We start from the raw sequence: 2,050 nt of genomic DNA, 5'->3' as shown, positions 1-2,050 counted from the left end.
CGCGGGCGGGCTTGACGGGTATCCCGGCAGCTTCGAGGTACATGACGCCGGTGGCGGCGGCAACAGCCAGATTGGAGCGCTCCAGCCAGCGGCACCGTCCCAGGGTATGTACCAGGGCTGCGGCCTTGGCGTAGGGGCCGTCGTAGACGGGCTGCTCGAGCAGCTCGGCCCGGTGGCGGGCGACGGCGGCCAGGGGAACGCCGTAGTCGTCGGGGGCTGGATCGTTCGCCCCGGCGGCCTCGGCCACCTGCAGGATCCAGGGGACGTCGATGTGCAGTTCCATCAGGCGGCGCGTGCTCCTCGGTGCATCTGCTGCGCGTCCTCGGCCTCATCGAAGATTGTCTGGTGCTCGGCCAGGAAGCGGGCGGCCGCATCCACCCCTCGGGTGCGCAGGCCGCTGGCGTCGTCCTGTACGAGCCGGGCAAGGTAGTCCCCGATGCTCAGCCCCAGGTCGGCGGCTCGCTTCCTCGCCAGTTCAGCGACGTCTTCGTCCACTCGCGCGCCCAGCTGTGTCTTAGCCATACCCGGATGGTAACACCCGTTACCACGGTTTGCTCATCTCGGGAGCCACATGGCGGAGAGGACCTGTGACGCCGCGTGCGGCGGTACGCCGCACTATTTGTCCTATTTGCTCTTGCCGGCCCTCAAACGCGCACAGATTCAGCAGCCGCTTGTCCGGCCCCGTGTTCGTCTCGCCGCCGAGGGACGTCCATCGGCCGTCGCGCTGCTCGTAGGCGATGGAGCGGGACGCTCTGCCCTTCAGACGCCGGGGAACCAGGAGTCCGCTGCCAGGGGCGAGCTGGTCGAGCCAGGCGGGCGGAATGCCGTGGGCGCCGATGGCGGCGATGATCCGGTCGTAGGGGCGTTCTCGGCGTGGCCGAGAGCCCCGTCGGGGGTGAGGGCCTGGACGTTGGCGATTTCGGCGGCGGCGAGGTGTGCACGGGCGTCCTGCACGAGGTCGTCGTCGACGTCGAGGGTGGTGACGTGCCCGTGGTCGCCGACGAGGTGAGCCAGCAGGGCGGCGTTGTAGCCGGTGCCGGCGCCGAGTTCGAGGATGCGCTCGCCGGGCCGGGCCTGGAGCTGGTCCAGCATGAGGGCGAGCCAGGCGACGAAGGCGTGGGTGCCACCGCCGGAGTCGGTGCGGATCAGTGTCTGCTATCCCCGCCGGTATTGTTTCGGCAACTGGGCCAGGGCCAGGCGGGCGGCGGTGATGCGGTCGGCGGCGATGTTGCAGCCCGCGTTCCCGGGCCGCAGCAGACCGGCGACCGGTTCGCCGGATCCGCCGCGGCCGTGGTCGACGAAGCCCATCAGCGAATGGTGACCGAAGGACTTCTTCCAGGTCGCTGCCGCATCCTGCTTCTCGAAAGTGGGCCAGGACGAGGACGCCGTCCAGGTCCACGATCACCTGCCCTCCGATGTCCGGCGCCGCGTCACCGGCCAGCTTCCAGACCCGTTCACGCACGTCGTCCCGGACGGCGCGGGGAGCAGTCAGGACCCGTATCCCGCCGGCGGCGAGGGTGTCGACGAGCCGGGAGACGGTCAGGTCGGAGGCGACCGGCCCGAACACCGCCGGTTCGGCCCGCAGCATGGCGACATCGGCCAGGCAGTCCCCGCCCAGCGCCACCGCGAGCGCCACATCCAGCAGGAGCTTGCCCGGATCATGCACCGCCCGGGCCTTGCTCCACGGCGTCAGGGCCGCGGATACCGCCTGGTCCAGGCCGGTCTTGCGGACCGTCTCCACCAGCAGCACGGCCCCGACCTGGGAGACCACCGACCGGCCGCCGCCCTCGACGCGGACATGCGGATAGGACCCGATACGCTTCTTCACTGGGGAGGTGCTTCTTTCCTCGCAGCCAACAGGACCCTCAGCAAGTCCCATCGTTGCAGGTCAGGAGCGCTTCCCGCTTTTTTGATCAGCCTCCGGACAGCCCACCTCGTGAAAGCGCGAGGTTAACGGCGACCACGAACAGCACCGGGATCACCGCGTGCATGCCCACGCCCAGCGGGTCGGGCCAGGCGGCCGCGCCGTTGAACGCGATCGTCGCCGCGG

General features: G+C 70.1%; 3 protein-coding genes and 2 pseudogenes. All 5 read right to left on the bottom strand.

Features of this window, described 5'->3' with window-relative positions; translation table 11 throughout:
• Positions 1-283: fic family toxin-antitoxin system, toxin component (locus IE271_RS40715; RefSeq protein WP_190195450.1), on the bottom strand; the 283-nt coding region annotated here is incomplete at its 3' end.
• Positions 283-522 (bottom strand): hypothetical protein, encoded by a 240-nt coding sequence (locus IE271_RS40710; protein WP_190195449.1) that lies wholly within the window; start codon positions 520-522, stop codon positions 283-285. The genes IE271_RS40715 and IE271_RS40710, both read right to left, overlap by 1 nt.
• A gap of 160 nt (positions 523-682) precedes the next feature.
• Positions 683-1,101, bottom strand: a pseudogene (locus IE271_RS40705) (methyltransferase domain-containing protein); the annotation flags it as partial.
• A 54-nt stretch (positions 1,102-1,155) separates the two neighbouring features.
• The gene (locus IE271_RS44295) at positions 1,156-1,308 is read right to left on the bottom strand and encodes a hypothetical protein (RefSeq protein WP_373308923.1); all 153 of its coding nucleotides are present in this window, start codon (positions 1,306-1,308) and stop codon (positions 1,156-1,158) included.
• Between the two features lie 118 nt (positions 1,309-1,426).
• Positions 1,427-1,879 (bottom strand): annotated as a pseudogene (locus IE271_RS44290) (transposase); the annotation flags it as partial.
• Positions 1,880-2,050 lie beyond the last annotated feature (171 nt).

The organism is Streptomyces minutiscleroticus, assembly GCF_014650875.1.
Taxonomy (GTDB): Bacteria; Actinomycetota; Actinomycetes; order Streptomycetales; family Streptomycetaceae; genus Streptomyces; species Streptomyces minutiscleroticus.
Note: the sequence above shows the minus strand (reverse complement) of the source record. Positions and strands in the feature narration are given on the sequence as shown.

Coding starts and splice junctions, on each gene's coding strand:
- IE271_RS40710 (WP_190195449.1), bottom strand. CDS start 522: ATGGCTAAGACACAGCTGGGCGCGCGAGTGGACGAAGACGTCGCTGAA.
- IE271_RS44295 (WP_373308923.1), bottom strand. CDS start 1,308: ATGGGCTTCGTCGACCACGGCCGCGGCGGATCCGGCGAACCGGTCGCC.